Below are 20,404 nucleotides of genomic sequence, written 5' to 3'. Positions count from 1 at the left end.
GGATCGGGCTTGTCCATGGAACAGGGGCGTCGCAAGGGCCGGCCGCCCGCGACCGTCAACGGCCGAACGGCCCCCGAAAGGCTGCTGGACGCGGCCCTGCAGCTCTTCGCGGAGAAGGGCTTCGACGGGACGTCGGTGGCGGACGTGGTACGCGCCGCCGGGGTCACCAAGGGTGCCATGTACCACTACTTCCCCTCCAAGGACGACCTGCTCCACGAGATCTACCTCCGGGTTCTGCGGATGCAGACCGAGCACCTCGACGCCGTGGTGGCGATGGACCTGCCGGTGGCGGAACGCGTCCACGCGGCGGTCGTGGATGTCGTGGTGACGACGATCGAGAACATCGAGAGCGCCACGATCTTCTTCCGCTCGCTGCACCAGCTCGCCGAGGAGAACCGGCGGCAGGTGCGGCGCGAGCGCCGGCGCTACCACGAGACCTTCCGCGCGCTCATCGTCGAGGGGCAGCGCGAGGGCGTGTTCCGTGACGACGTCAGCGCGGAGCTGGCCGTCGACTACTGCTTCGGGTCGGTCCACCACCTTCCGATGTGGTGGCGTTCCGAGGGCGACGCCTCGGCCGACGAGGTCGCCCGTACGTTCGCCGACCTGTTCATCGCGGGCATCGCGGCCCGCTGACCACGACCGGGGCCTCGTCGGCCTCCGCTGTCGACATGACATAAGTCATGCCGCTCCACCTCCGGTTGCCCGTTGACGGCCGTCCGTCGCCCGTTGCACAGTGACCTCATCGCGAGTAAGCAACCGCTTAGCATGTAAATGGAGTCCACATGCCCGAAGCAGTGATCGTCTCGATGGCCCGGTCCCCGATCGGGCGTGCCGGCAAGGGGTCCCTGAAGGACCTGCGCGCAGACGAGCTGGCCGTCCAGATGGTTCGGGCAGCGCTCGCCAAGGTGCCCGAGCTCGACCCGCGCGAGATCACCGACCTGATGCTGGGCTGCGGCCTGCCCGGTGGTGAGCAGGGCTGGAACATGGGCCGCAACGTCGCCGTGCTCCTGGGGTACGACCACCTCCCCGGAACGACCATCACGCGCTACTGCTCGTCCTCGCTGCAGACCACCCGGATGGCGTTCCACGCGATCAAGGCCGGCGAGGGCCACGCGTACATCTCCGCCGGCGTGGAGTCGGTCAGCCACTTCGACAACGGCACCAGCGACTTCATCCCGGGCCACGACATCCTCAACCCGGCCTTCGGCGACGCCGGCCGGCGCACCCACGAGCGCACGCAGGGCGGCGGGGACGCCTGGACGGACCCCCGCGAGAGCGGCGCGCTGCCGGACGTCTACATCACCATGGGTCAGACCGCCGAGAACGTGCAGCAGGTCCTGGGCATGTCGCGTCAGGAGCAGGACGCGTTCGCCGTCCGCAGCCAGAACCTCGCCGTCCAGCGGATCGAGGAGGGCTTCTGGGCCCGCGAGATCACCCCGGTCACGCTCCACGACGGCAGCGTCGTCACCGCCGACGACGGCCCGCGCCCCGGCACCACGCTCGAAGGCGTCAGCGGGCTCAAGCCGGTCTTCCGCCCCGACGGCACCGTGACCGCCGGCAACGCCTGCCCGCTCAACGACGGCGCCGCCGCCCTGGTGGTCATGAGCGACACCCGGGCCCGGGACCTGGGCCTCACCCCGCTCGCCCGGATCGTCTCGACGGCCGTCACCGGCCTCTCCCCGGAGATCATGGGCCTCGGCCCGGTCGAGGCGATCCCGGCCGCGCTGAAGAGCGCCGGCCTCGGCATCGACGACATCGACCTCTTCGAGATCAACGAGGCGTTCGCCGTGCAGGCGCTGGGCTCCGCGCAGCAGCTCGGCATCCCGCTGGAGAAGCTCAACGTCAACGGCGGCGCCATCGCCGTCGGCCACCCCTTCGGCATGACCGGCGCGCGCATCACCGCCACCCTCGTCAACTCCCTGCAGTGGCACGACAAGCAGTTCGGCGTCGAGTCCATGTGCGTCGGCGGCGGCATGGGCATGGCCATGGTCATCGAGCGACTCAGCTGAGAAGGAGCACCCCGAAAAAATGAAGCGTTTCGAAGGAAAGACCGCGATCGTCACCGGTGCCAGCCGCGGCATCGGCCTGGCCATCGCCGAGCGACTCGTCTCCGAAGGAGCCAGGGTCGTCATCACCGGCCGCACCAAGGAGACACTCGACCAGGCGGTCGCCGGCCTCGGAGGCCCCGCGCACGCGCTCGGCGTCCCCGGAAAGGCCGACGACCTCGCCCATCAGGCCGACACCGTCCGCCGGGCGATCGAGGCATACGGCAGCGTGGACCTGCTGGTGAACAACACCGGCATCAACCCGGTGTACGGCCCGATGATCGAGCTCGACCTGGCGGCCGCCCGCAAGATCGTCGAGATCAACTGCCTCGCCGCGCTCTCCTGGACCCAGCAGGTCCACGGCGCGTGGATGAAGGAGCACGGCGGCGCGGTCGTCAACGTCTCCTCGGTCTCCGGCGTCCAGCCGGCACCCATGATCGGCATGTACGGCGCCAGCAAGGCGATGCTGATCTCGATGACCGAGCTCCTGGCCGTCGAACTGGGCCCGGACATCCGGGTCAACGCGATCGCGCCGGCCGTCGTCAGGACGAAGTTCGCCACCGCCCTGTACGAGGGACGCGAGGAGAAGCTCGCGTCCCGCTACCCGCTCAAGCGGCTGGGCGAGCCCGAGGACATCGGCGGAGTCGTCGCCTTCCTGCTCTCCGATGACGCCGCCTGGCTCACCGGCCAGACCGTCGTCGTCGACGGCGGCGTCACGCGCGTCGGAGCGGCGGAGTGACTGCGACCGGACTGACGGACGCCCCCGTCGAAGCCGTGGTCTTCGACTACGGCGGCGTGCTCACCCTGCCCGTGAAGCAGTCGATCGCGGCCTGGCTCGCGGCCGACGGCATCGAGCCGGACTCCTTCTCCCGGACCCTCAGGGCCTGGATGTCCCGCGACGCGCCGACCGGCACCCCCGTCCACCGCCTGGAGACCGGCGAGCTGACCGTCGAGGAGTTCGACGCCCTCCTCGCCGCGGAACTCACCACGACTGACGGCCACCCGGTCGACCCGGTCGGCGTGCTCTCCCGGCTCTTCGCCGGGATGCGCCCCGACCCGGAGATGTTCACGCTCGTCGAGGAGCTGCGCGGGCTCGGCATCCGGGTCGGCCTGCTCTCCAACAGCTGGGGCGACACCTATCCGCGCGAGCGGATCGACGCCCTGCTCGACCCCGTCGTCATCTCCGGCGAGGTCGGCCTTCGCAAGCCGGACGCCCCGATCTACGAGCTGACCCTCGCGCGCCTCGGCGTCGCCGCCGACCGCGCGCTCTTCCTCGACGACGCCGAGCCCAACGTGCTCGGCGCGCGGGCCGTCGGGATGCGGGCCCACCTGCACGTCGACGCCCCCTCCACCCGCGCCGCACTCGCCGCCCTCGTCCCGGGCCTGCGCCCCACGCCGAACGGAGCCCACGAATGACCACCCCACGACAAGCCGGTGTGCGTGGCCGACACCGTCACCGTGGTGGTGCCGTGATGACCGGCCGCTCCGCGTCCACGCCGGGACTCGACCCGGCCAGGCTCGGCAGTTGGCTGCGCGCGCACGTTCCCGGCGCCGGCTCCGACGTGTCCGCGACGCTGATCGCCGGTGGCAGGTCCAACCTGACCTACCGGGTCACCGACGGCACCACCACCTGGATCGTCCGCCGGCCACCCCTGGGCCACGTCCTCGCGACCGCCCACGACATGGGTCGCGAGTACCGCGTGATGAGCGCGCTGCGCGACACCTCGGTCCCGGTGCCGCACATGTCCGGGCTCTGCGAGGACCCCGAGGTCCTAGGCGCGCCGTTCTACGTGATGGCGCAGTGCGCCGGGACCCCGTACCGGCTCGCGGCCGAGCTCGCCGCCCTCGGCGAGGAGCGCACCCGGCTGATCTCGGAGCGGCTCGTCGACACCCTCGTCACGCTGCACCAGGTCGACCCGGCGGCGGTCGGACTCGCCGACTTCGGGCGCCCCGAGGGCTACCTGGAGCGGCAGGTCCACCGCTGGAAGAAGCAGCTCGACGCCTCGTACAGCCGCGACCTCCCGGCAGCCGAGGAGCTCCACCGCCGACTGGCCGCCGACGTCCCCACGGAGTCGTCGAGCGGCATCGTCCACGGCGACTACCGGCTCGACAACGTCCTCGTCGACGACGACGACCGCCCGACGGCGGTCCTCGACTGGGAGATGGCCACGCTCGGCGACCCGCTGTCCGACCTCGCGCTGATGGTCGTCTACAACCGGCTCGGCGAGGTCGTCGGCGACCACGCCGGCGTCACCACCGTCGCGGGCGCCCCCGGCTACCTCACCGAGGCCGAGACGATCGAGCGGTACGCCGCGGGCAGCGGCCGGGACCTCTCCCGGTTCGGCTTCCACCTGGGCCTGGCCGCTTTCAAGCTCGCCGTGATCCTCGAGGGGATCCACTACCGCCACCTCAACGGCCAGACGGTCGGGGAGGGCTTCGAGACCCTCGGCGAGGCCGTCGACCCGCTGCTCGACGCCGGCCTTTCCGCACTGAAGGAGACTCACTGATGGAATTCGGGTTCGACACCAGGACCGAGGAACTGCGCGCGTCCCTGCTCGAGTTCATGGACCGGCACGTGTACCCGGCCGAGGCGGTCTTCCACGACCAGCTCTCGGCGCTCAAGGACCCCTGGGCCTGGGACTCGGTCCCGGTCCTCCAGGAACTGCGGACCGAGGCGCGCAGGCGGGGCCTGTGGAACCTCTTCCTGCCGGGGGAGGAGGGCGCGGGCCTGACGAACCTCCAGTACGCCCCGCTGGCGGAGATCAGCGGGCGCAGCCTGTACCTCGCGCCCCCGGCGATGAACTGCGCGGCGCCGGACACGGGCAACATGGAGGTGCTGCACATGTTCGGCACCCCGGAGCAGAAGGAGCGGTGGCTGGAGCCGCTGCTCGCCGGCGAGATCCGGTCGGCGTTCGCCATGACCGAGCCGAACGTCGCCTCCTCCGACGCCACCAACATCGGCACGTCGATCGTCCGTGACGGCGACTCGTACGTGATCAACGGCAGCAAGTGGTGGATCACCGGCGCGATGAACCCCAACGCCCGGATCTTCGTCGTCATGGGCAAGACCGACCCGGACGCCGAGCGGCACCGCCAGCAGTCGATGATCCTCGTCGAGCGGGACACTCCCGGTGTCGAGATCCACCGTGGCATGGAGGTCTTCGGCTACGACGACCGCGAGCACGGCGGTCACGCCGAGCTCACCTTCACCGACGTACGGGTGCCCGCGGCGAACCTGATCGGCGGCGAGGGCGACGGCTTCGCCATCGCCCAGGCGCGCCTCGGCCCGGGCCGCATCCACCACTGCATGCGCTCGATCGGCATCGCCGAGCGGGCCGTCGAGCTGATGTGCGCCCGCGCCGAGGAGCGCGTCGCCTTCGGCCGGCCGCTCGCCGAGCAGGGGGTCGTGCGGGACTGGATCGCCGAATCCCGGGTGCGCATCGAGCAGCTGAGACTGCTCGTGCTCAAGACCGCGTGGCTGATGGACACCGTCGGGAACAAGGGCGCGCACGCCGAGATCCAGGCGATCAAGATCGCGACCCCGGCGGCGGTGCAGTGGATCCTCGACAAGGCGATCCAGGTCCACGGGGCAGGCGGGCTGTCCCAGGACTTCGTGCTGGCCAATATGTACGCCGCCGTCCGCACCCTGCGGTTCGCCGACGGCCCGGACGAGGTCCACAAGAACGCCCTGGCGAAGAGCGAGCTGCGGGATCAGGCCAAGGCGCGCGCGGCGCGTGCCTGACGTGATGGATGCCGCATCACCGCCGAACTCCTCGCCTCGGCCCGGTCCGTGGTCGTCACCCTCGGCTACGTCCGCCCCGACGCCCGGGGCCGCCGCGCGGAGACCCGCTGGACGAGGCGGGTGACCGCCGCCGCGTAGCCGATGCCGAAGGCCAGGGAGACCACGAGGGCCAGGTGCTTCGACAGGCCGTCGAAGATCGGGTAGATCTGCCAGTGGGTCAGATAGATGGCGAGCGAGCTGCCGGCGAGCAGGCCGGCCAGCTGGTTGACGCGGTGGACGCTCGGCAGGGTCGGGAACCACACGAGGAGGCAGAAGCCCGCCACGACGAACAGCTCCCGGCGCGGCTCGCCCGGGAAGAAGCCCGGGACGGTGGCCAGGGCGGCGATCGTCACGAGGAGCCGCTGTGGCACCGTGCGGGACCGGGCCGCGGCCCAGCCGAGGGCGAAGAGCCAGAACACGGTGACCGCGTCGGTGATCTGGGCGCGGGCCGGCAGTCCCACCAGCTCGTAGCGGGTGAGCAGGCCGAGGCCCGCCAGGGCCGTCGGCAGTCCGTACGGGAAGCGGCGCTCCAGGCGGTGGACGGCGGGGACGGCGAGCAGCGCCGTCAGGGCGAGCAGGATGTAGACGAGGGCCTCGACGAACCAGAGGTGGATCCCGGAGCCCATGTCCTCCGGCCAGAGCGCGTTGTGGAGCAGGAGCAGATTGGACAGGTCGTAGTCGTCGCTGACGAGCAGCGCGAAGGCGGTCCAGGCCATGGTGGGGACGGCGATCCGCGCGATGCTGCGGAGCGAGCGGCGGGTCCGCACCCGGCGTTCGGACGAGGAGAGCAGGAAGCGGGCGAAGTTGAACCCCGCGACGGCGAGCAGCAGATGGGCTCCGCCCCGGATCTCGAAGAGCCGGATGTGCGAGCCGACGACGCACACGATGGCCACCGCGCGCAGCATGACGCTCGTCTCCACACTGCGCCGCCGCCCCCGCTGCGATCGCTGCGACCGGTCGGCCGGAGCCCGGTTCTCCAGGTCACGGATCGGCGTCGTGTGCCAGTCGAGCGGCAACCGGCCTAGGCGCCCTTCGAGCTGGAGCGACATCTCGACGTACGACAGGGAGTCGCCGCCGAGGGAGACGAAGGAGCTGTCCGGCGTCACGTCCGTGCGGTCCAGGATCCGGGCGTAGAGCGCGCACAGGTCGTCCGGGACCCCGTCCGGGTCCCCGCCGGGCAGTGGCAGTGGCGTACCGGCCGGGCCGCTCAGCTCGCGTACGGCCCGGTAGTCGGGCTTTCCCGTGGGCAGTCGGGGGAGTTCGGGCAGCAGGTGGACGTGGACGGCGCGGGCGGGCAGGCCGCACTCGTCCACCACACGTCTTCGGATCCGCCGCTGGTCCCAGCCCGGCCTGCGTACGACGGCGATGGTGACGTTCTCGTCGTCGCCCGCGCACAGCGCGTCCAGGCCGTGTCGTTCGAGCAGGGTCTCGATCCGCTGGGGGTCGATGCGCAGGCCGAGGATCTTGAGGAAGCGGCTGCGCCGGCCGACGATCTCGTACAGACCGTTCTCGGTGCGGCGGGCGAGGTCGCCGGTGTGCAGGGCGCCGACCGTACGGCCGAGGGCGAGGTCGTCGGGGGTGTGGGCGTAGCCGAGCATCACGTTCGGGCCCGTGTAGACGAGTTCGCCGACGCCCTCCGGGCCCGGGGCCTCGTCCACCGGCTCCAGACGGAAGGCGCCGCCCGGCACCGGGACGCCGATCGCCGACGGGTGCTCGGCGGCCAGGGCGGGCGGCAGGTACGCCATGCGGGCGGTCGCCTCGGTCTGGCCGTACATCACGAAGAGGTCCCAGCCGCGCCGCTGTCCGAGCTCGGCGTAGCGCGCGACCCGCTCGGGGGCGAGCCGCCCGCCCGCCTGGGTGACGTACCGCAGGCGGGGGAGGTCCATCTCGGCGAAGCCGACCCGGTCGAGCAGGTCGAAGGTGTACGGGACGCCGGCGAGGGCGGTGCCGCCGGCCGTACGGAAGAGCTCCCAGAAGCAGGCGTCGGCCACCGAGAGGCCGGTCAGGACGAGTCCGGCGCCGCGCAGCAGATGACTGTGGATCACGGAGAGGCCGTAGCAGTAGTGCATCGGCAGGGTGGTCGCGGCCCGGTCGGTGTCGCGGATGCCGAGGTACGTGGCGATCGACTCGGCGTTGGCCTGGAGGTTCTCGTACGAGAGCCGGACCAGCTTCGGCGAGCCGGTGGAGCCGGACGTGCTCAGCAGCAGCGCGAGGTCGGGATGGAGGGCGTGGCGGGAGCCCGGGCGCCGTTCCTCGATCCGCCACTCCCGGTCCGCCGCCTCGGGGTCGGCCTCGGGGTGGACGACGACGTCGGGGTCGTACGCGGCGGTGAGCGCGGCGACGGCCTCGGGGTGGTCCCCGGGGACGAGCAGCACCGCGTGGCCCGCCGACAGCGCGGCCAGGTGGACGACGAGCGTCTCGACGGTGTTGGCGCCGGGCAGCAGGACCAGGCGCCGCTCCGGGCCGAGTCGCCGGGCCGCGTCCTCGACCCGTCCGGCGAGCGTGCGGTACGAGAGCTCGCCGCCGTCGGAGGTCACGAGGGCGGTGCGGTCGCCGTGCAGCGCGAGGTCGCGGGCGAGGGGGAGGGCGTGGCCGCCGACGGGCGGGGCGGGGAGGAGCGTCACGGGCGCATAGTAGGTAAGGCTTTCCTAATCGAAAAGAGGGGGAGGGGGTTCCGGATGTCCGATCGCGACCGCCGCGTTATCAAATCCTGACTTGACGCTTAGGTTAGCATTACCTTATTAATGCCGTATTCACAGGTTCTCTCGATATGACGAACGACGGCAGGAAGGCCCCACCCGTATGCGCCGCCCCTTGGCCCGCACCCTCACCGCACTCGCCGCGGCCGCACTGCTCGGCCCCCTGCTCTCGGCCTGCGGCAGCGACGAGCCGGCCGACCTCGTCATCTACTCCGGGCGCAACGAGAACCTCGTGAAGCCGCTCATCGAGAAGCTGGAGAAGCAGCTCGGCGGCCACGTCGAGGTGCGCTACGGCGACAGCGCCGAACTGTCCGCCCAGCTCCTGGAGGAGGGCGACAAGACCGAGGCCGGGCTGTTCCTCTCCCAGGACGCCGGCGCCCTCGGCGCGCTCTCCAAGGAGCAGCGCCTCGCCCCGCTTCCCCAGGCCACCCTCGACAAGGTCGACCCCGCCTACCGCGGTTCCGCGGGCGACTGGGCCGGCGTCAGCGGGCGCGTGCGCGTCATCGCCTACAACCCGGCCCAGGTGCCGACGCCCCCGAACAGCGTGCACGAGCTGGTCAAGCCGGAGTGGAAGGGCAAGATCGGGTACGTCCCGACCAACGCCTCCTTCCAGGCCTTCGTCACCGGCATGCGCGTCCTGGAGGGCGACGACGCCACCCGCACCTGGCTCAAGGGCCTGAAGGCCAACCAGCCCAAGACGTACGAGAACAACCTCAAGGTCCTCGAAGCCGTCGACAAGGGCGAGGTCTCGCTCGGCCTGATCAACCACTACTACTGGTACGAGCAGGCCGCCGAGAAGGGCGCCGACAAGCTCAAGGCCAAGATCCACTACCTGCCCAAGGGCGACCCGGGCGGCCTGGTCAACGTGGCCGGCGTCGGCATCCTCAAGGGCGCCGACAAGAAGCAGGCCGCGTTCGCGCAGAAGGCCGTCGACTACTTCCTCTCCGCCGAGGCCCAGAGCTACTTCGCCGAGCAGACCAAGGAGTACCCGCTGGCCGCCGGAGTGAAGAGCGCCGACGGCGTGCCGCCCCTGGAGACCCTGCAGCCGCCGAAGATCGACCTCGGCAGGCTGGCCTCCCTCAAGGAGACGCTGGCCATGCTCCAGGACGTCGGACTGGTCTGACATGACCGCACCGGAGCACTCCGCCCCGGCCCGTCGCGACCCCCGCCCGGCGGGTGCCCCGGCACCCGCCGGGCGGGGGCGCGCCGTCGGCCGGCCGTCCTGGATCCTGATCGTCCCCGCCGTGCTCGCGGCCGCCCTCGCCGTGCTGCCGCTCGGCTACCTCGGCGTGCGCGCCCTCGAACGCGGCCCCGCCTTCGCCTGGGACGTCGTCGCCGACGCCCGCACCGGCGAACTCCTGCTGCGCAGCCTCGGCCTGACGGCCGTCGTCGTCACCGCCTGTCTGCTCATCGGTGTCTCCCTGGCCTGGCTGACCGTGCGCACCGCGCTGCCCGGAGCCCGCGCGTGGTCGGTGCTCGTCACCCTCCCGCTCGCGGTGCCCAGCTATGTCACCGCGTTCGCCTGGCTGTCCGCCGTACCGTCCCTGGCCGGCTTCACCGGCTCGGCGATCGCGCTGACCCTGGCGAGCTTCCCGTACGTGTACCTGCCGGTCGCCGCCGCACTGCGCGGCACCGACCCCGGACACGAGGAGGTGGCCCGCTCCCTCGGCCACGGCCCGCTGCGCACCTTCCTGCGGGTCACCCTGCCCCAGCTGCGCCCCGCCGCGGCCGGCGGTGGACTGCTCGTCGCCCTCTACGTGCTCTCCGACTTCGGCGCCGTCTCGCTCATGCGCTACGACACCTTCACCCGCGGCATCTACACCTCCTACCGGGCCAGCTTCGACCGCACCCCGGCCGCCGCGCTCAGCGCCGTGCTCGTCGTCATGACCGTGCTGCTCGTCGCCGCCGAGACCCGCACCCGCGGCCGCGCCGACTACGCCCGTACGGGAACGGGCACCGCCCGCAAGGCCGTTCCCGCCGCCCTCGGCCGGCTTCGGCCGCTCGCCCTCGCCTGGTGCGGGGCGGTCGTCGCCGCGGCGGTCGGCTTCCCGCTCGCCACCCTCGGCTACTGGCTGGCCGTCGGCTCCTCCGCGACCTGGGACCCGGCCACCCTCACCGGCACCGCGCTCACCACCCTCGGCGTCGCCGCCGGCGGAGCCGCGCTCACCACGCTTCTCGCGCTGCCCGTCGGCGTCATCGCCGCCCGCCACCGCGGCCGGCTCGCCCACCTCCTCGAACAGGCCGCGTACGCGGGCCACGCCGTCCCCGGCATCACCGTGGCCCTCGCCCTCGTGTTCTTCGCCGTCCGCTACGCCCGCCCGCTCTACCAGGAGACCCCGCTGCTGATCTGCGCGTACGCGGTGCTCTTCCTGCCCGTCGCGGTGGGCGCCACCCGGGCCGCCGTGCTCCAGGCGCCGCCCGTCCTCGACGACGTGGCCCGCTCGCTCGGCCGCGGCCCGTTCGGGGTGCTCCGCGAGGTCACCGTGCCGCTCGCGGCCCCCGGCATCGCGGCCGGGGCCGCCCTCACCTTCGTGGTCTGCATGAAGGAACTCCCCGCCACCCTGCTCCTGCGCCCCACCGGCATGGACACCCTCGCCACCCGGCTCTGGACGGAGACCGGCTCCGGATCGTTCGCCGCGGCCGCCCCGTACGCGGCCGCGCTGATCCTGCTCGCCGCCGTCCCCTCGTACCTCCTCGGAAGGCACCGCACATGACAGACAGTGCTACGAACGAGCTCCAGGTCAGCGGTGTCCGCAAGGCGTACGGACCCGGGGCGCCGGTCCTCGACGGGCTCGACCTCACCGTCCCCGGCGGCGCGCTCGCCGCCGTGCTCGGCCCCTCCGGCTGCGGCAAGACCACCCTCCTCCGGGTCGTGGCCGGCTTCCTGAAGGCCGACGCGGGCAGCGTGACCGTCGCCGGCCGGCTCCTCGGCGGGCCCGGCGTCCATCTGCCGCCCGAGCGGCGCCGGATCGGCATCGTCCCGCAGGAGGGCGCCCTCTTCCCGCACCTGAGCGTGGCCCGGAACGTCGCCTTCGGCCTCGCCGGGCGCGACCGCGCGGCCAAGCGCACCCGGGTGGGCGAGATGCTGGAGCTCGTCGGACTCCCCGGCTACGGCGACCGCATGCCGCACGAGCTCTCCGGCGGCCAGCAGCAGCGCGTGGCGCTCGCGCGCGCCCTCGCCCCCGAACCCCATCTCGTGCTGCTCGACGAGCCGTTCAGCGCACTCGACAGCGCGCTGCGCGGGGCCGTACGGGCGGAGGTGCGCGCGGCCCTGCGGGAGAGCGGCGCCACCGGCCTGCTCGTCACCCACGACCAGCAGGAGGCCCTCTCCACCGCCGACCTCGTCGCCGTCCTCCGCGACGGCCGCGTGGCCCAGTGCGCCACCCCGCAGGACCTCTACCACCGGCCCGTCGACCCCTGGCTGGCCTCGTTCGTCGGCGACGCCGTCCTCGTCCCGGGCACCGCCGAGAAGAACACGGCCACCACCGCCCTCGGCCGTGTCCCCCTCGCCGCCGCCCCGCAGGGACTCCGCGAGGGGCTGGTCCTGCTGCGCCCGGAACAGCTCGAACTGGCCGAGCCGGACACGGCCGGCGCCTCCGCCGAAGGCGTGGTGACCGACGTGCGCTTCTTCGGCCACGACGCCATGGTCACCGTGCGGGTCGACGGCCTCGACCAGCCGGTCGACATCCGCACCCTCGGCCCGCTCCGCCAGGAGCCGGGCCGAAGGGTCGGCATCCGCCTGACCGGCGAGGCGACCCTGCACCCGCGCGGCGCCTGAGGGCTGCCACTCGGCCCGGGGCGCAGGGAGGCCTGGGCCGTGTCTTTCGGATCAGGCCGGGCGTCGGGAGCCCGGCAAGATCCGGACACCCCCTAGAGCACGGCGGGCGTTCCGCGGCCCGGCCAGGCGAGGTCGTCGACGGCGAGGAAGGGCTCGGCCGCCACGGTCGTGGGGGTCGAGCCGGTCAACTCCATGAGGTCCCGGTGCAGATGGGACTGGTCGGCGTAGCCGGTGTCGGCCGCGACACGGGCCGCGGCCTCGCCGGCCACCAGGCGGTGGGCGGCGTGGTCGAAGCGGACGAGCTTGCCGGCGCGCTTGGGCGGCACACCGAGCTGGGCGCGGAATCGGGACCAGAGGCGCTTGCGGCTCCAGCCGACCTCGGCCGCGAGTGCGTCGACGCGGGCCAGGCCGTGCCCGGCGACGATCCGGTGCCAGGCCCAGGCCACCTCCGGGTCCACCGGGGGCCCGGCCGCGTGGCGGCGGGCGAGCAACGCGTCCGTCAGCGCGAAGCGGTCCCGCCACGACGGGAGGCCGGTGAGGCGTTCGCGGATACGGGAGGCCTCCCGGCCCCACAGGTCGTCCAGCGGCACGACGGCGCCGTCGAGGTCGGCGGGGGAGACGCCGAGGACCGCGCGCGCGATCACCGGGGAGAGGCGCACCTGCACGCACGCGACGTTCTCGCCCCGCGCGCGGACCGCACCGCCGGACCCGAGCCCGGGGCCGGCGACGAGGCTGCCCCGCTGCTGCCGGCCCGGGGCGCAGTCGAGGACGGGGGAGCCGTCGCCGAAGTCCAGGAGGAGCGTCACGGCCGGGTGCGGGACGACCCGGAGGGCGTCCAGGTCGTGGATACGGAACCCGGCCATGCTGACACCGGCCACCCGGCTGGGCTGCCGCGGGCACGCGACCTCCCACCGGGCGGCGCCGTGCGCGAACGTCTGCATCGTTCCATGGTGCTACGTGAACGAACGGTCCGGCGGGAACATTCGTCCAAGCCGGCGGCGGGTGGCGGCGAGGACAGTGCTCGTATGACTCCTTCCGAAGACCTCATCCACGTGTGCCAGGACGGCCCCCGCGACGCCCCCGCACTTCTGCTCATCCACGGGACGGCGTCCTCGGTCCGCTCCTGGGAGCCGATGGTCCCGCTGCTGACCGGGTCCCATCGGGTCGTCCGGCTCGACCTGCTCGGGCACGGCCGCTCCGCCAAGCCGGCCGACGGCGGTTACGCGGTGCCGGACCAGGCGCGCAGGGTCGGCGCGACACTCGACCGGCTCGGCGTCGAGCACGCGGTGGTCGTCGGGCATTCCAGCGGCGGCGCGGTCGCCACCTCGCTCGCCGAGGAGCGGCCCGACCTGGTGACCGCGCTCGCGCTGATCAACACCGGCCCCGGCCTGGCCGCCTTCATCGCGCCGGAGCCCGCCGCGGCCGGCCCGGCGCAGTGGCCGCCGACCGACGAGGAGCTGCGCCGCTTCGCGAGCACCGCGGTCAGCCGTCCGGGCTACCGGATCCCGGACGAACTCCTGGACGAGGTACGGGAGATGACACTGCACACGTTCAGGGCGACGATGCTCGCCACCCGCTCGTACCTGGAGGACGAGGCGCTGCCGGAGCGCCTCGCGCTCCTGGGCAAGCCGCTCCTGGTGCTGTTCGGCGAGGACGACCGGCGCTGGCGGTCCTCGTCCGCCGCCGACTACCGCGTCGTTCCCGGCGCGCGGGTCGAGCTGCTGCCCGGCCTCGGGCACTCGCCCCTGCTGGAGGATCCGGCGCGTACCGCCGCCGCCCTGCTGGCCTTCACGGAATGAAGAGGAGCGGTGTCATGCGGATTCTCGTCTCCGGCGCCGGCATCGCCGGTCCGGTCCTCGCCTACTGGCTCACCCGGCACGGCTTCTCGGTGACCGTCGTCGAGCGCGCGCCGGCGCTGCGCAGTACCGGCGGGCACGCCGTCGATCTGTTCCGCCCCGCCGTGGAGATCTCGGAGCGGATGGGCGTACTGCCGCACATCGAGCAACGAGCCACCGGAACCAGCAGGATGACGATCCATCAGGAGGGATCCCGCCATCCCGTCCCGGTGGACCTCTCCAAGATCTTCGGCGGCACCTCCGACCGCCATGTCGAGGTGATGCGCGACGACCTGAGCGAGATCTACCACGACGCGGCGCGCGACCACGTCGAGTACCTCTTCGGCGACTCGATCACCGAGATCTCGCCCGACGGCGAGGTGCGGTTCGAGAACGCCGCTCCACGCCGCTTCGACCTCGTCGTCGGCGCGGACGGGCTGCACTCCCAGGTGCGCCGTCTCGTCTTCGGTGAGGAGTCCCGCTTCAGCGCCTTCATCGGTGCCTACTTCGGGGTGCTGACCCTGCCGAACGGCTCCGACCTCGACGGCGAGCTCCGGATGCACGTCGGCGTCGGCCGCACCGCCGGGATGTACGGTGCCCGGCACATCGGGGACGCGCGGGCGCTGTTCCTGTTCCGGAGCGAGCGTGAACTCGACTGCCACCACCATGACGTGGAGCGGCAGAAGGAGCTGCTGCGCGGCGCGTTCGCCGGGATGCACCCCGAGGTGGACGGCTGGCTGGACGCGCTCGACCGTACGCCGGGGCACGGGCCGGAGTCGGAGTCGGGGTCGGAGTGGGGGTCGGGGGCGGGGTCGGGCTTCTACTTCGACTCGATCGCCCAGCTCCGTATGGACACCTGGTCGCGGGGGAGGGTGACGCTCGTCGGCGACGCGGGCTACTGTCCCGGTCCGGCCGTCGGCGGCAGCACCAGCCTGGCCGTCGTCGGCGCGTACGTCCTGGCCGGGGAGCTGGCGCGGGCGGGTGGCGACCACGAGCGCGCGTTCCCCGCGTACGAGCGTGTGATGGCGGAGCACGTACGGGGCAGCCGGGCGGTCGCGCTGAGCGCGGCGAAGACACTGGTCCCGACATCCCGCCTCGGGGTGCGGGGTCTCGCCCATGGCGCCCGGCTGATCTCCGCCCTGCCGGCGGGCCCCGGTCGCGCGCTCCTCCGGCTCACCACCAAGAGCGCGCGCTTCCACGACTCCGTCACCGTGGACGTCTACGAGGCATCGCCCACCACGGCGGGAGACCGGATCGACTTGCGCCGCTGAACCCCCTGTTCGCCGCCCGCGCGGCCGAGCCGGGCCCACGACGTTACGTGAGGGAGGGCACCCGGGCCCATGTTGCGTACACCTCACTTGTGGGAGCTGTTCAAGGAGAGCCCTCGGCGGTCAAGCTGAGCGGCGTGCTCCGGATCATCACGGGCACACTTCTGATTTCTCGTTTCTGATTCGCAGCGAAACGGAGAACACTCGTGATTGTCGGAGTCCTCAAGGAAGCGCGGGCAGGTGAGAGTCGCGTTTCGGCCACACCGGCCACGATCGAACAGATCCGCAAACTGGGGTACGAGGTCGTCGTCGACCCGGACGCGGGCAACGCGGCCGGTTTCACCCGCAGCGCCTACGAGGCCGCCGGTGCGACCATCGGCGACGCGGCGGCCGCGGACGTGGTCCTCGGTGTGAACGCCCCGACCCCGGCCCAGTTGGACCGGGTGCGGCCGGAGGCGACGGTGATCGCCCTGTTCGCGCCGGCCTTCGACCCGGCGATGGTCGAGGACCTGGGGCGCCGGCCGTTCACGGCGCTCTCGATGGACGCGGTGCCGCGGATCAGCCGCGCCCAGTCCATGGACGTGTTGTCGTCGATGGCGAACATCGCCGGTTATCGGGCGGTGGTGGAGGCGGCGCACGAGTTCGGTCGCTTCTTCACCGGCCAGGTGACGGCCGCGGGCAAGGTGCCGCCGGCGAAGGTGCTGGTCGCGGGCGCGGGCGTCGCCGGTCTGGCGGCCATCGGCGCGTCCGGCTCGCTCGGCGCGATCGTGCGCGCGACCGACCCACGGCCCGAAGTCGCCGACCAGGTACGGTCGTTGGGCGGCGAGTACCTGTCGATCGAGTCGCCGGAGGTGGAGGTCTCGAAGACGGGTTACGCCAAGGAGATGGGCGACGACTACAAGGCGCGCGAGGCCGAGCTGTACGCCGCCCAGTGCCGCGACGTCGACATCGTCATCACCACCGCGCTGATCCCGGGGCGTCCGGCGCCGACGCTGATCACCGCGGAGATGGTCGCGAGCATGAAGCCGGGCTCGGTGATCGTGGACATGGCGGCCGCCAACGGCGGCAACGTGGTCGGCACGGTGAAGGGCGAGAAGACCGTCACCGGGAACGGCGTGACGATCATCGGCTACACCGATCTCGCCGGGCGACTCCCGGCCCAGGCGTCCCAGCTCTACGGCACCAATCTGGTGAACCTGCTGAAGCTGATGACGCCCGACAAGGACGGCCGGCTGGACCTGGACTGGGACGACCCCGTACAGCGCTCGATCACCGTCGTGCGCAAGGGCGAGTCCGCGTGGCCGCCCCCGCCCGTGCAGGTCTCGGCGGCCCCGGCCCCGGCGGCCCCCGCGGCTGCGACGGCGCCCGCGCCGAAGAAGGCGCCGATGACGACGGGGCAGAAGTTCGGCGGGGTGGCCCTCGGCGCCCTGGCGCTCTTCCTGCTCGCGGCCTTCGCGCCGGCGGCCCTGCTGCCGCACGTGACGGTCTTCGTCCTTGCGATCGTGATCGGCTACTACGTGATCGGGCACGTCCACCATGCCCTGCACACGCCGTTGATGTCGGTGACCAACGCGATCTCCGGGATCATCGTCGTCGGCGCACTCCTGCAGATCGGCCACACGAGCACGACCGTGACCGTCCTGTCCTGCGTGGCGATCCTGCTGGCCAGTATCAACGTCTTCGGCGGCTTCGCGGTGACGCGTCGCATGCTCGCCATGTTCAACCGGAGCTGACTGACATGACTGCGACCATCGCCGCACAGGCGGCCTACCTCGTTGCCGCGCTGCTCTTCATCCTGGCCCTCGCCGGGCTCTCCAAGCACGAGTCGGCCCGGCTCGGCAACGCCTTCGGCATGCTCGGCATGGGCGTCGCGCTCGTCGCGACGATCGTGCTCGCGATCGACGGCGACATCAGCACCACGGGCCTCGGCCTCATGGCCGTCGCGATGCTGATCGGCGCGCTGATCGGCATCCAGCGCGCCCGCGGTGTCGAGATGACCGGCATGCCCGAACTCATCGCGCTGCTCCACTCCTTCGTCGGCCTCGCCGCCGTACTCGTCAGCTGGAACGGCTTCCTCAACGTCGAGCACGACTCCGAGGGCCACGAGGCGAAGGCACTGGACGCGCTCGGCACGCTCGGCATCCACCACGCCGAGGTGTTCATCGGCCTGTTCATCGGCGCCGTCACCTTCACCGGCTCGATCGTGGCGTACCTCAAGCTCTCCGCGAAGATCAGCTCCAAGCCGCTGGTGCTGCCCGGCAAGAACGCGCTCAACCTCGGCTCGCTCGGCCTGTTCGTCGCCCTGACCGTGTGGTTCGTGATCACGCCCGAGCTGTGGCTGCTGGTCGTCGTCACGGTCCTGGCGCTGGCCCTCGGCTGGCACCTGGTGGCCTCGATCGGCGGCGGTGACATGCCGGTCGTGGTCTCGATGCTCAACAGCTACTCCGGCTGGGCCGCCGCGGCCTCCGGCTTCCTGCTCGGCAACGACCTGCTGATCGTCACCGGCGCCCTGGTCGGTTCCTCCGGCGCCTACCTCAGCTACATCATGTGCAAGGCGATGAACCGCTCGTTCTTCTCGGTGATCGCCGGCGGTTTCGGCATCGAGGCGCCCTCGGGCTCCGACGTCGACTACGGCGAGCACCAGGAGATCACCGCCGAGAGCGCCGCCGAGATGCTGTCCTCCGCCCGGTCCGTGGTCATCACCCCCGGCTACGGCATGGCCGTCGCCCAGGCCCAGTACCCGGTCGCCGAGCTCACCTCGAAGCTGCGCGCGAAGGGCGTCGACGTGCGCTTCGGCATCCACCCCGTCGCCGGCCGACTGCCCGGACACATGAACGTCCTCCTGGCCGAGGCGAAGGTGCCGTACGACATCGTCCTCGAAATGGACGAGATCAACGAGGACTTCTCCGACACCGACGTCGTCCTCGTCATCGGCGCCAACGACACCGTCAACCCGGCCGGCGCCGAGGACCCGTCCAGCCCGCTCGCCGGCATGCCGGTCCTCACCGTGTGGGAGGCAGGCAAGGTCATCGTCTTCAAGCGCTCGATGGCCTCCGGCTACGCGGGCGTGCAGAACCCGCTCTTCTTCAAGGACAACACGGCGATGCTCTTCGGCGACGCGAAGGCCCGGGTCGAGGACATCGTCGGCGCGCTCTGATCCGTACAGCGCCTCCTGACCAGGTACGGCCGGGCCCCCTCCGTGCCGATGTCAGGAGGCGCCGCGCGCTGCCGACCCGTCATCGGGGTCTTGTCGTCCAGCGTGGCGGCTTCGCGGTCTTGCCATGGCCCATGGGCCGTGTGGAAGCCTCTCCGTGCGCGGTGTGTCCGTGCCCGCATGCCGGTGGTGCGGCACCGGCGTGGCCATGATCGTGGCGGGCGCACTTCTGGTCGAGTGGGAACTGGCCGATGACGGCAAGAGAAGCGAACGGAGAGCATTCGTGATTGTCGGAGTCCTCAAGGAAGCGCGGGCGGGCGAGAAGCGCGTGTCGGCCACGCCGGCCACGGTCGAACCCCTCCGCAAGCTGGGGTACGAGATCGTCGTCGACCCGGGCGCCGGCGCCGCCGCGGGCTTCGCCGACACCGCCTACGAGGCCGCCGGCGCCCGCATCGGCGAGGCCACGGCCGCGGACGTGGTCCTCGGGGTGAACGCCCCGAGCCCGGCGCAGCTCGACCGGCTGAGGGAAGGCGCCACGGTCGTCGCCCTGTTCGCGCCGGCCTTCGACCCGGCGATGGTCGAGGAGCTCGGCCGCCGCCCCGTGACGGCCCTGTCGATGGACGCCGTGCCGCGCATCAGCCGGGCCCAGTCGATGGACGTGCTGTCGTCGATGGCGAACATCGCCGGTTATCGGGCGGTGGTGGAGGCGGCGCACGAGTTCGGGCGCTTCTTCACCGGCCAGGTGACGGCCGCGGGCAAGGTGCCGCCGGCGAAGGTGCTGGTCGCGGGCGCGGGCGTCGCCGGGCTCTCCGCGATCGGCACGGCCGGAGCGCTCGGCGCGATCGTACGGGCGACGGACCCGCGGCCGGAGGTCGCCGAACAGGTGCGCTCACTGGGCGGCGAGTACCTGTCGATCGAGTCGCCGGAGGTCGAGGTCTCGGCCACCGGTTACGCCAAGGAGATGAGCGACGCGTACAAGGCGCGCGAGGTCGAGCTCTACACGGCGCAGACCCGCGAGGCGGACATCGTCATCACCACGGCGCTGATCCCGGGGCGTCCCGCCCCGACGCTGATCACCGCGGAGATGGTGGCCGGAATGCGACCCGGCTCGGTGATCGTGGACATGGCCGCCGCCAACGGCGGCAACGTGGTCGGCACGGTCAAGGGCGAGAAGACCGTCACCGGGAACGGCGTGACGATCATCGGCTACACCGATCTCGCCGGCCGGCTCCCCGCCCAGGCGTCCCAGCTCTACGGCACCAATCTGGTGAACCTGCTGAAGCTGATGACCCCCGGCAAGGACGGCTGCCCCGTCCTGGACTGGGACGACCCGGTGCTGCGCTCGATCACCGTCGTACGGGAAGGAGAGCCGGCGTGGCCGCCGCCACCCGTCCAGGTCTCCGCGGCTCCCAAGCCCGTGGCGGCGGCCGGAACCCCGGGCGCAGAGGCCGAGACGGCAGGGGCCGTCGTGCCGGTCTCGCCCGTGAAACAGCCCGCGTCCCCGGCCCGCCGGTTCGGCGTGGTAGCGACGGCGGCCCTCGCCCTGTTCCTGCTCGCGGCCTTCGCGCCCGCCGCGCTGCTGCCGCACGTCACGGTCTTCGTCCTGGCGATCGTCATCGGTTACTACGTGATCGGGCATGTGCACCATGCCCTGCACACGCCGTTGATGTCGGTGACCAACGCGATCTCCGGGATCATCGTCGTCGGCGCGCTCCTCCAGATCGGACACGGCAACACCGCGGTCACCGTGCTGTCCTGCGTGGCGATCCTGCTGGCCAGTATCAACGTCTTCGGTGGCTTCGCGGTGACGCGTCGCATGCTCGCGATGTTCAAGAGGAGCTGAG

Annotated in this window: 16 protein-coding genes; 14 read left to right on the top strand and 2 right to left on the bottom strand. The window is 72.1% G+C overall.

The annotated features are described in order from the left end of the window. Positions 1 to 15: 15 nt before the first annotated feature. The 6 genes from AB0M18_RS16680 (at position 16) to AB0M18_RS16655 (ending at position 5,787) form a co-directional block, all read left to right on the top strand. Positions 16 to 633, top strand: coding sequence for a TetR/AcrR family transcriptional regulator (locus tag AB0M18_RS16680; RefSeq protein ID WP_365758458.1), 618 nt, complete (start codon positions 16 to 18; stop codon positions 631 to 633). A gap of 149 nt (positions 634 to 782) precedes the next feature. Further along, the gene (locus AB0M18_RS16675) at positions 783 to 2,009 is read left to right on the top strand and encodes an acetyl-CoA C-acetyltransferase (RefSeq protein WP_365758456.1); all 1,227 of its coding nucleotides are present in this window, start codon (positions 783 to 785) and stop codon (positions 2,007 to 2,009) included. A 19-nt stretch (positions 2,010 to 2,028) separates the two neighbouring features. Beyond that, entirely contained in the window at positions 2,029 to 2,784 is a 756-nt protein-coding gene (locus AB0M18_RS16670) for an SDR family oxidoreductase (RefSeq protein ID WP_365758454.1), read from the top strand. Next, positions 2,781 to 3,461, top strand: a complete 681-nt coding sequence (locus tag AB0M18_RS16665; RefSeq protein ID WP_365758452.1) for an HAD family phosphatase — start codon at positions 2,781 to 2,783, stop codon at positions 3,459 to 3,461. Before AB0M18_RS16670 ends, AB0M18_RS16665 begins: the two co-directional genes overlap by 4 nt. Positions 3,462 to 3,517: 56 nt before the next feature. Next, complete coding sequence (locus tag AB0M18_RS16660; RefSeq protein WP_365758450.1) at positions 3,518 to 4,552, top strand: phosphotransferase family protein; 1,035 nt, start codon at positions 3,518 to 3,520, stop codon at positions 4,550 to 4,552. Continuing rightward, complete coding sequence (locus tag AB0M18_RS16655; RefSeq protein WP_365758448.1) at positions 4,552 to 5,787, top strand: acyl-CoA dehydrogenase family protein; 1,236 nt, start codon at positions 4,552 to 4,554, stop codon at positions 5,785 to 5,787. Before AB0M18_RS16660 ends, AB0M18_RS16655 begins: the two co-directional genes overlap by 1 nt. Positions 5,788 to 5,852: 65 nt before the next feature. Here the strand turns inward: AB0M18_RS16655 and AB0M18_RS16650 are convergent, their stop codons facing one another. After that, positions 5,853 to 8,450 (bottom strand): AMP-binding protein, encoded by a 2,598-nt coding sequence (locus AB0M18_RS16650; protein ID WP_365758446.1) that lies wholly within the window; start codon positions 8,448 to 8,450, stop codon positions 5,853 to 5,855. A gap of 178 nt (positions 8,451 to 8,628) precedes the next feature. On the opposite strand from AB0M18_RS16650, the gene AB0M18_RS16645 reads away from it, so the two are divergent. Genes AB0M18_RS16645 through AB0M18_RS16635 form a run of 3 tightly spaced genes read left to right on the top strand, consistent with a single transcriptional unit; the run spans position 8,629 to position 12,303 of the window. After that, positions 8,629 to 9,648, top strand: coding sequence for an iron ABC transporter substrate-binding protein (locus AB0M18_RS16645; protein ID WP_365758444.1), 1,020 nt, complete (start codon positions 8,629 to 8,631; stop codon positions 9,646 to 9,648). Between the two features lies 1 nt (position 9,649). Next, positions 9,650 to 11,239, top strand: a complete 1,590-nt coding sequence (locus AB0M18_RS16640; RefSeq protein WP_365758442.1) for an iron ABC transporter permease — start codon at positions 9,650 to 9,652, stop codon at positions 11,237 to 11,239. Continuing rightward, positions 11,236 to 12,303 (top strand): ABC transporter ATP-binding protein, encoded by a 1,068-nt coding sequence (locus tag AB0M18_RS16635; protein ID WP_365758440.1) that lies wholly within the window; start codon positions 11,236 to 11,238, stop codon positions 12,301 to 12,303. Before AB0M18_RS16640 ends, AB0M18_RS16635 begins: the two co-directional genes overlap by 4 nt. Before the next feature lie 92 nt (positions 12,304 to 12,395). Here the strand turns inward: AB0M18_RS16635 and AB0M18_RS16630 are convergent, their stop codons facing one another. After that, positions 12,396 to 13,244: a helix-turn-helix domain-containing protein gene (locus tag AB0M18_RS16630; protein ID WP_365758438.1), complete on the bottom strand. Its 849-nt coding sequence runs from the start codon at positions 13,242 to 13,244 to the stop codon at positions 12,396 to 12,398. A gap of 84 nt (positions 13,245 to 13,328) precedes the next feature. On the opposite strand from AB0M18_RS16630, the gene AB0M18_RS16625 reads away from it, so the two are divergent. The 5 genes from AB0M18_RS16625 to AB0M18_RS16605 all read left to right on the top strand — a co-directional run bounded on the left by AB0M18_RS16625 (position 13,329) and on the right by AB0M18_RS16605 (position 20,403). Further along, the gene (locus AB0M18_RS16625) at positions 13,329 to 14,102 is read left to right on the top strand and encodes an alpha/beta hydrolase (RefSeq protein ID WP_365758436.1); all 774 of its coding nucleotides are present in this window, start codon (positions 13,329 to 13,331) and stop codon (positions 14,100 to 14,102) included. 14 nt (positions 14,103 to 14,116) lie between these two features. After that, complete coding sequence (locus AB0M18_RS16620) at positions 14,117 to 15,409, top strand: FAD-dependent monooxygenase (protein ID WP_365758434.1); 1,293 nt, start codon at positions 14,117 to 14,119, stop codon at positions 15,407 to 15,409. 203 nt (positions 15,410 to 15,612) lie between these two features. Next, positions 15,613 to 17,139 carry a Re/Si-specific NAD(P)(+) transhydrogenase subunit alpha gene (locus tag AB0M18_RS16615; RefSeq protein ID WP_365758432.1) on the top strand — a complete coding sequence of 509 codons (1,527 nt, stop codon included), beginning with the start codon at positions 15,613 to 15,615 and terminating at the stop codon, positions 17,137 to 17,139. A 5-nt stretch (positions 17,140 to 17,144) separates the two neighbouring features. After that, on the top strand, positions 17,145 to 18,563 hold the full coding sequence (pntB, locus tag AB0M18_RS16610) for a Re/Si-specific NAD(P)(+) transhydrogenase subunit beta (RefSeq protein ID WP_365758430.1): 1,419 nt from the start codon (positions 17,145 to 17,147) through the stop codon (positions 18,561 to 18,563). A 280-nt stretch (positions 18,564 to 18,843) separates the two neighbouring features. Next, the gene (locus AB0M18_RS16605; RefSeq protein ID WP_365758428.1) at positions 18,844 to 20,403 is read left to right on the top strand and encodes a Re/Si-specific NAD(P)(+) transhydrogenase subunit alpha; all 1,560 of its coding nucleotides are present in this window, start codon (positions 18,844 to 18,846) and stop codon (positions 20,401 to 20,403) included. Position 20,404 lies beyond the last annotated feature (1 nt).

It is taken from the genome of Streptomyces sp. NPDC051909 (assembly GCF_040681095.1).
Lineage (GTDB): Bacteria > Actinomycetota > Actinomycetes > Streptomycetales > Streptomycetaceae > Streptomyces.
The sequence above is the reverse complement of the archived record's forward strand: the minus strand, read 5'-3'. Positions and strand labels throughout refer to the sequence as shown.

Excerpts from the sequence above, each read along its gene's own strand:
- AB0M18_RS16680 (WP_365758458.1), top strand. The coding sequence starts at position 16 with ATGGAACAGGGGCGTCGCAAGGGCCGGCCGCCCGCGACCGTCAACGGC.
- AB0M18_RS16675 (WP_365758456.1), top strand. The coding sequence starts at position 783 with ATGCCCGAAGCAGTGATCGTCTCGATGGCCCGGTCCCCGATCGGGCGT.
- AB0M18_RS16670 (WP_365758454.1), top strand. The coding sequence starts at position 2,029 with ATGAAGCGTTTCGAAGGAAAGACCGCGATCGTCACCGGTGCCAGCCGC.
- AB0M18_RS16660 (WP_365758450.1), top strand. The coding sequence starts at position 3,518 with ATGACCGGCCGCTCCGCGTCCACGCCGGGACTCGACCCGGCCAGGCTC.
- AB0M18_RS16655 (WP_365758448.1), top strand. The coding sequence starts at position 4,552 with ATGGAATTCGGGTTCGACACCAGGACCGAGGAACTGCGCGCGTCCCTG.
- AB0M18_RS16645 (WP_365758444.1), top strand. The coding sequence starts at position 8,629 with ATGCGCCGCCCCTTGGCCCGCACCCTCACCGCACTCGCCGCGGCCGCA.
- AB0M18_RS16640 (WP_365758442.1), top strand. The coding sequence starts at position 9,650 with ATGACCGCACCGGAGCACTCCGCCCCGGCCCGTCGCGACCCCCGCCCG.
- AB0M18_RS16635 (WP_365758440.1), top strand. The coding sequence starts at position 11,236 with ATGACAGACAGTGCTACGAACGAGCTCCAGGTCAGCGGTGTCCGCAAG.
- AB0M18_RS16630 (WP_365758438.1), bottom strand. The coding sequence starts at position 13,244 with ATGCAGACGTTCGCGCACGGCGCCGCCCGGTGGGAGGTCGCGTGCCCG.
- AB0M18_RS16625 (WP_365758436.1), top strand. The coding sequence starts at position 13,329 with ATGACTCCTTCCGAAGACCTCATCCACGTGTGCCAGGACGGCCCCCGC.
- AB0M18_RS16620 (WP_365758434.1), top strand. The coding sequence starts at position 14,117 with ATGCGGATTCTCGTCTCCGGCGCCGGCATCGCCGGTCCGGTCCTCGCC.
- pntB (WP_365758430.1), top strand. The coding sequence starts at position 17,145 with ATGACTGCGACCATCGCCGCACAGGCGGCCTACCTCGTTGCCGCGCTG.